This window comes from bacterium, from assembly GCA_026414725.1.
GTDB lineage: Bacteria > Ratteibacteria > UBA8468 > B48-G9 > JAFGKM01 > JAAYXZ01.
Map to the genome: position 1 here is coordinate 1 of JAOAIL010000019.1, position 7,209 is coordinate 7,209.

Annotated in this window: 8 protein-coding genes; 5 read left to right on the forward strand and 3 right to left on the reverse strand. The window is 33.9% G+C overall.

What is annotated here, in order from left to right; all coding sequences use genetic code 11:
- The 3 genes from N3D17_06475 to N3D17_06485 form a co-directional block, all read right to left on the reverse strand.
- On the reverse strand, positions 1–1,321 hold a 1,321-nt coding region (locus N3D17_06475; protein ID MCX8083019.1), incomplete at its 3' end, for an ATP-dependent helicase.
- The gene (radC, locus tag N3D17_06480; GenBank protein ID MCX8083020.1) at positions 1,318–2,019 is read right to left on the reverse strand and encodes a DNA repair protein RadC; all 702 of its coding nucleotides are present in this window, start codon (positions 2,017–2,019) and stop codon (positions 1,318–1,320) included. The genes radC and N3D17_06475, both read right to left, overlap by 4 nt.
- A gap of 229 nt (positions 2,020–2,248) precedes the next feature.
- A complete protein-coding gene (locus tag N3D17_06485; protein ID MCX8083021.1) occupies positions 2,249–2,842 on the reverse strand; it encodes a helix-turn-helix domain-containing protein in 594 nt (197 codons plus the stop codon).
- Between the two features lie 176 nt (positions 2,843–3,018).
- Here N3D17_06485 and N3D17_06490 point away from each other — a divergent pair, with 176 nt between their 5' ends.
- The 5 genes from N3D17_06490 (at position 3,019) to N3D17_06510 (ending at position 7,026) form a co-directional block, all read left to right on the forward strand.
- Positions 3,019–3,858: a hypothetical protein gene (locus N3D17_06490; protein MCX8083022.1), complete on the forward strand. Its 840-nt coding sequence runs from the start codon at positions 3,019–3,021 to the stop codon at positions 3,856–3,858.
- A 15-nt stretch (positions 3,859–3,873) separates the two neighbouring features.
- Positions 3,874–4,890 (forward strand): AmmeMemoRadiSam system radical SAM enzyme, encoded by a 1,017-nt coding sequence (amrS, locus tag N3D17_06495; protein ID MCX8083023.1) that lies wholly within the window; start codon positions 3,874–3,876, stop codon positions 4,888–4,890.
- Complete coding sequence (locus N3D17_06500; GenBank protein ID MCX8083024.1) at positions 4,890–5,228, forward strand: divalent-cation tolerance protein CutA; 339 nt, start codon at positions 4,890–4,892, stop codon at positions 5,226–5,228. The genes amrS and N3D17_06500 overlap by 1 nt, the downstream gene beginning before the upstream one ends.
- A gap of 147 nt (positions 5,229–5,375) precedes the next feature.
- Positions 5,376–5,789, forward strand: a complete 414-nt coding sequence (locus N3D17_06505; GenBank protein MCX8083025.1) for a hypothetical protein — start codon at positions 5,376–5,378, stop codon at positions 5,787–5,789.
- 238 nt (positions 5,790–6,027) lie between these two features.
- Positions 6,028–7,026, forward strand: coding sequence for a Gfo/Idh/MocA family oxidoreductase (locus N3D17_06510; GenBank protein MCX8083026.1), 999 nt, complete (start codon positions 6,028–6,030; stop codon positions 7,024–7,026).
- The last annotated feature ends 183 nt before the right edge of the window (positions 7,027–7,209 follow it).

Here is a 7,209-nt window from a genome sequence, read left to right on the forward strand (position 1 = left end):
TTCTGTGAATATAGTCATTCAGGTTTTTGTGGAATCCAAGAATTATTGTGTAACATGCCAGTAACAGTTTTATTTCGGTATTTTCAAAGAAAACTTTTGCACGGGGAGCAAAAACGGGAATACTGTTAGTCCTCAATGCATCTATATAATGACCACTATGTTCAGACCTTATACTTTTAAGTAAGATTGCCACATCTGACCAGTCCTTAATAATTCTATTTTCTTTTAAGAACTTTAAAAGTTTTATAATCCTCTCTGCTTCGTCTTTTTTATTTTTACTCCATATAGAAAAGACGGCAGGATAATCAGGGAACCTTTCTTCAGGATTAGGGAGTATTTGTTTTTTAAATCTGAATCCCTGCCAATCAATCGAATTTATGAAGTTGTTATATCTATCTATAATTTCTTTATGCGACCTGTAGTTAATAGTGAGTTTTACGATTTTACAATCCTTAAAATTTTTGTGGAATTCAAGGATATTCCTTACTGTAGCACCTCTGAATCTGTATAATGATTGGTCTTCATCTCCTACCACACATATGTTATTTTCAGGATGGGCAAGTGTAAGTAGAATTCTTTCTTGTATAAAGTTTGTATCCTGATACTCATCAACCATAACATATTTAATTTTTTGTTTTATCTTAGGATATAAATCTTTATTTTGAAGTAAATCAAAGAAAATTCTCTGTAGATGAGAAAAATCAATTCTATTTTTTTCAAATAATTTCTCCTTATACCTATGGTAAGATTCTGCAATTAGTTTAAGAAAGTCATTGTTGGAGAGTTTCAGATTTTCAGGTTCAATCATTTCCTCTGTTATTTTGTTATAATACAAAACAATATTCTTTATCGCATCCCACTTTTTTTGCCATTTACCCAAAAATTTCCCATTTATTTCTGGAATTACCTCTTTGAAGTTTTCATAAATGAAAAACATCTGAGTTAGTTCATCAAGGACTACATATCCTTTTTTTAAAGGTGTGTGATTTAAAAATTTCATTATGAAATCATTGCAAATACTGTGGATTGTACCAACTTTAAGTTGATGAAGGTTATTTTTATAGCCAATTTTTATAGCCGATTGATTTAATCTGTCCCTTAATTCGAAGGATGCCTTTTCGGTAAATGTAGTTAACAAGATTTCATCCGGAGTTGCCTTGTTCGTCAGTAGTATGTAAAGTGTCCTTGCTACAATGGTTAGAGTTTTTCCAGTACCAGGTCCTGCTATTATTAAAAGAGGTCCTTCTGTCGTTGTAATTGCTTCTATCTGACTACTATTCAAAGTAGGAATTACATTTGTTATTTTTTCAATTATGTTCATAATAGTTTCTCTTTTTTGAAACTTAAATAGTTTGAAGATGTAATTATCAGGTGGTCAAAAAGAACTATTCCAACTGATTTTGTTGCAATATCAAGGATTTTAGTTAAATTTTTATCGTACTCTGAGGGAGTAAGTATTCCATTAGGGTGGTTATGGACTATTATAATACCATATGCTTTCTGTTTTATCCCTTCTTCTATAATTTTTCTTGGATATACTACTGTTTTACTAATGGTCCCAGAAAAATAAAATTCCTTTAAGGGAAAAGAGTTTTCGATTTTAATTTTCAGATTACTGTCAAGGTAAAGAACATGAAACTCTTCATCTAATCCATTTCCAAATTTTTCTATACAATAAAAGGCGATTTCTTCTAATGTTTGAGTAATTGGTATTTCCAGTGCTTTTTGTTTTCTATAGATTGAGTTAATTTCTTTTATTAATTTTAATAAGGTAGTAAAATTTTCTTTTATGTAAGGGATTTTATATAACTCTTCTTCAGATGCTTCAAAAATACCTTTGATTGAACTAAAACTTCCAAGAAGTTGTTTGGCAATAGGTTTTACATCTCTTTTAGGTAAAACATAGGTAAGTAATAACTCAACTATTTCATATTCTTGGAGGGATTGAGGTCCTATTTTATTAAATCTTTCCTTTAGTCTCTTTCTGTGTCCTAAATAATGTTTCTTTATATTGTTCATCTTTTAAAATTTTACAAAAAAAATAATCAATTTTCAAAATAAAATTTTTTCTAAAGACATTTTCAATTAAAATAACTGCTAGCCATTGAAAAACAAAGGTTTAACAGGGTACTAGTTTTTTAAAAATAGAATTTTTTAGAGTATGAAAGATAGTATCAAAGATAGTATAAATAGTATAAAAATAAATAGTGAACTTAAAGAAACATAGTTTATAAAGTTATAAATTAAATCAAGGTTGATTATCTTTAATCCCTTTTATAAATAGAAATATACCTGTTGCCAAAAGAGAAATTCTTTCCGGTAGTTTTATTTTATTATTGGAAAGTCCTTCTATAATGCTTACTATTCCTCCTGTAATAATAAATGTGTTTTTGATTTCTTCCCATTCCATTGGTTGTAGGTTAATCGTTGGATTGGTTTGAACTTGTTTTATTTCTACGGATTCCATTACTTCCGGTGGTATAACGGGTATAGATTTATTCTCTTTGAATACTTGATTGTCCTGTTTTTGTATATTGGTTTCTGTGTGTTTGATAGGTGCTTTCGCTTTTTTACTTCTATGGATTTCATTATGGCAGTTTGCACAGAGAGTTATTGTATAGTCAGGCCTATTTTCTTTATCGGGATGGTGTTCATGTAATACATTAGAATTTGTTTCACCGCAGTTTACACAGTATTTCCCAGTAAATCTTTGTAAAATATCTGAAATTGTATTAGGACTTGCCCCAGTTCTTCTCCTTATTTCTTCATAAGATTTACCTTCTTCTCTTAATTTTATTATTTTAATTCTTAATTTTTTGATTTCCTTTTTAGTCCTTCTCATTTTTAATACCTCCTTCTTTTAAATTTTGAGTTATATTTGATGAATAAGAAATCTCTGTTAAAATATCTTTAGCTTGTTTTATAATGATTTGTCCTTCTGGAGAGCGTAGAAAGTTGCAAAAATTGGTTAACCAGGCACCCATTTTATTTTTATTAGTTTAGGGGTATAATTTATATATGAGAAAATTAATAGTAGGTGGGATAATAGGGTGTATAATATTTTCTGTATATGGAGCGCAGGATTATTCTATTATTTTGAAGAAGAATATATTTGCTGAACCGCCTCCCAAACCACAGCCAGTTATAGAAAAAACACCCATTATTAAGCCAGCACCACCTCCTTCTTTGAGTTCACTTATTGACCTTTTAGGGATTGTTTATCTTTCTGAAGGTGGTTCTTTTGTAATATTAAAGGATAAAAAGATAAACGAAGAGATTTTTTTGAAAGAAGGAGAGGTTATTGAGAATGCGCAGGTTGTAAGGATTGAAGAGAATGCAGTTGTATTCCTGTACGATGGTAAGGAAGAAAAATTCTCTCTTAAACAGGAGGGTGGTGATGGTATGCTTCTCTCTATTACACCTGAAGTTTCTGTTAAGGTTGACGAAAACACAGAAAATAATTTGAAAAAAGATGATGATGGTACGGTAGCCCGAATTGTTAATCCATCAGAAACAACAGTGCCTGAATTTACTGAGCCGGTCTTTGTGGAACTTAAAACAGCACTTAATGAAATCAAAAATGATAAGGAACTTTTCAAGAAAGTAAATGTCACTCCAAAGTTAAATTCTGGTAAAATAGATGGTTTTGAAGTAAATAACCTGCCTCCAGATAGTTTACCCTATAAATATGGACTTCGTGATGGAGATATTGTCCGCAGGGTAAATGGGATTTTCATAGATAGTATTTCAAAAGGTTTTTCTGTTGCCAATCAGATAATAAAGGAAGGTACGGAGATTGTCACGGTTGAGGTTATAAGGAATAACAGTCCATTAGTGCTCACCTTCAGATTGAAGTGAATTTTCTCTTTTATTATGGAAAGTCAGATAGAAGCAAAATTCTGGGAGAAGAATAAGGATAATACTGTCAAATGTCTCCTATGTAATCATTTCTGTATAATATCCGAAGACAGGTATGGAAGATGTGGTGTGCGGGTTAATAGAGGAGGGAAACTTTTTACCCTCGTATATGGAAATATTATTGCAGAGCATACAGACCCTATAGAGAAAAAACCATTTTTTCACTTTCTTCCCGGGTCTCTTTCATATTCTATTGCTACTGCAGGTTGTAATTTCTCCTGCAGGTTCTGTCAGAATTATAGTATTTCAAGGGTAGATGAGAGAAGAGAGGTTTTATTACTCGGTAGACAATCATCTCCTGAGGAGATTGTCCATCTGGCACTTGAATCTGATTGTCTGTCTATTTCTTATACATATACAGAACCAACGATATTTTTTGAGTTTGCTTTTGATACGGCAAAGAAGGCAAAAGAGAAGGGGTTGAGAAATAATTTTGTCACCAATGGATATATGAGTAAAGAGGCATTGAAGATGATTGCTCCATATCTTGATGCGGCAAATGTTGATTTAAAAGGGGATGAGATGTTTTATAAAGAATTATGCGGGGCAAAGAGAAAACCAGTAATAGAAAATATAGGGCTGATGAGGGAGCTCGGGATATGGGTGGAGGTAACAACGCTTCTTATCCCGGAATATAATGATTCAGAAGAGCAGATAAGGGAGATAGCAAAGATAATAAAGGATATTGATGTAGCAATCCCATGGCATATAAGCAGGTTCTATCCGCATTATAAAATGAGTAATCACTATCCCACACCACATAATAAAATCATTCGTGCGAGGGAGATTGGTTTTGAGGAGGGGCTTAGATATGTTTATACAGGCAACATCCCTGGAGATGAAGGAGAGCATACTTACTGCTATTCCTGTAAGAAACTGCTAATTAAAAGATACGGTTTTTCTGTTTTAGAGAATAAGATACAGGATAGTAAATGTCCATTCTGTGGTGTTGATATAGATGGGGTGTTTTGATGAAATATATACAGATATTTACAGCAACAGGAACCAGAAAGGATGCTGAAAAGATTGCGAGGAAACTTCTTGTTGATAAACTTGCTGGCTGTGTCCAGATATTTCCTGTTTTAAGTATGTACAGGTGGAAAGGGAAGGTTGAAAAAAGTAAAGAGTATCTCTGTATTATAAAGACGAAAAAAGGACTTTATAAAAAGGTTGAGAAGGTAATAAAAGAAATGCATTCTTATGATGTGCCTGAAATTCTCGTCTGTGATATTGTTTCAGGAAGTAAAGATTATATTGACTGGTTGGAACAGGAAACTGGGTATATTATAAAAAGATTGAAGAGTAGGTAGCATATCAGGTATTGCTTGCTCCATAGGCACTTTTTTAGGAATGTTAAGATAGGATTAGATATATACTAAGATATTTCTTCTGTTGACTTTCCAAAGGTAAAGTGGATATAATCTAACTGAAAAAAAAAGAAGTAAAAGGAGAAAAATATGAAGATGATAAGATTGTTCGCGATTTTAAATATAATGGGGCTTATATGGATATGTATGGCGGGAGCAGAGCAGAATACGATTACTTTGCCGAAAGGGACAAAAGTTGAGAAACTGGGTCCCGGACACTACCGATTTATTCTGCCTACTATTGAAGTGAGAGATTTCAATCCTAAGACCGGTACAGTGGGTAAGGTCAGTATTATTGACCCTCAACCACCGGGTAAACCTATTAGTATGGGAAATAAGGGAAGTTTTAAGACAAGTAAAAAACTGACTAAGAAAGAGGTTGTAAATATGACTCCTGAGAATTATGTTATGATTGACGATGAACCGACATGGCTTCCTGCAAGTATTTCCATTATTGATCCGGAACCACCCGATCGTCCTGTTAACAGTAACAAAATAAAGTAATTGGATTTTCATACCTGACCCTCCATGCAGAATGCAGGTATGAAATATGTGTAAGAAGAAAGAGAAGTGAAGGGTATCTTAAATTCAATTAAAAGAGATAATGCAATTCCTCCAAAAGGGAGAGATACCTAAAGTACCTTCTACCTCCCATTGAAGGGCAGGATGAGGGGGATAAAGTGTAGGAAAGTTTTACCATAGCCCCGCTCAAGGAAGAGGAAAAATAAGGAAAGGAGTAGAAATGGATAGGAGAATAAAAGTAGCAATATATGGAGTAGGACCGATTGGAATAAAAACTGCTCAATACATAACTGAAAGGAACTGCTTTGATATAATAGCCGCTATAGATATTGACCCGCAGAAGATTGGGAAAAAACTTTCTGATTTCACAGGAATCAGAGATAGTAATGTAATAATACAGAAGGCAGAGGATGTACTCGGGAAGAAGAAGATAGATGTAGTGGTACTTACAACTGTCTCATCACTTAAAAAAGCAAAACCACAGATAATAGAAATTCTTAAGTATGGAATCAACATCGTTTCCACCTGCGAGGAACTTTCTTATCCCTGGCTGACACAACCAGAAATAGCAGAAGAGATAGATGAAACAGCAAAGAAAAATAATGTTTCGGTTTTAGGCACAGGTGTAAACCCTGGTTTCTTAATGGACCTTTTACCTCTCATCTTTACTGCTGTGTGTCAGAATGTAGAGAAAATAAAGGTGGAGCGGTTACAGGATGCCTCAAAGAGACGGATTCCTTTTCAGAAGAAAGTAGGAGTGGGCCTTACCATAGAAGAATTCAGTGAAAAAGTAAAAGCAGGAACACTCCGCCATGTAGGACTTACAGAATCAATACATATGATTGCACATAGAATGGGATGGAATATAGAAAAAACCGAGGATATTATAGAACCAGTAGTTGCTGATAGAGAGATAAATATAAATGGTGTACTTATTGAAAAAGGGAAGGTTTTAGGAGTCAAACAGACAGGTAAGGGGTTTTCAAAAGGTGTAGAGTTGATAACACTGATATTTGTTGCAGCAGCAGGCATTGAAGAACCATATGACAGGGTAAGCATAAAAGGAACTCCTGATATAGAAAGCACTATCAAGGGTGGAGTAAATGGTGATATAGCAACCTCTGCAATAGTAATAAACGCAATTCCTGTAGTGGTAAAAGCAAAACCAGGGTTGAGAACTATGGCAGATATTGAACCTGTAACTTTTTTTAGAGAATAAGGTCTCACCCTCACCTTAATCCTCTCCCCTCTAAGGGAGAGGGATAATTTCCTCCCCATATGAGGGGGTGACTAAATTTCCTTCTCCCCTCGGGGGAGAAGGGCAGGATGAGGGGGAAAAGTATAGCAGAGGTCTCACCCTCTCCTTAATCCTCTCCCCTCTAAGGGAGAGGGGAAAGTAATT

Bases quoted from the DNA above. Each gene is read 5' to 3' on its own strand.
- N3D17_06500 (MCX8083024.1), top strand. From the start codon at position 4,890: ATGAAATATATACAGATATTTACAGCAACAGGAACCAGAAAGGATGCT.
- radC (MCX8083020.1), bottom strand. From the start codon at position 2,019: ATGAACAATATAAAGAAACATTATTTAGGACACAGAAAGAGACTAAAG.
- N3D17_06505 (MCX8083025.1), top strand. From the start codon at position 5,376: ATGAAGATGATAAGATTGTTCGCGATTTTAAATATAATGGGGCTTATA.
- N3D17_06485 (MCX8083021.1), bottom strand. From the start codon at position 2,842: ATGAGAAGGACTAAAAAGGAAATCAAAAAATTAAGAATTAAAATAATA.
- amrS (MCX8083023.1), top strand. From the start codon at position 3,874: ATGGAAAGTCAGATAGAAGCAAAATTCTGGGAGAAGAATAAGGATAAT.
- N3D17_06490 (MCX8083022.1), top strand. From the start codon at position 3,019: ATGAGAAAATTAATAGTAGGTGGGATAATAGGGTGTATAATATTTTCT.
- N3D17_06510 (MCX8083026.1), top strand. From the start codon at position 6,028: ATGGATAGGAGAATAAAAGTAGCAATATATGGAGTAGGACCGATTGGA.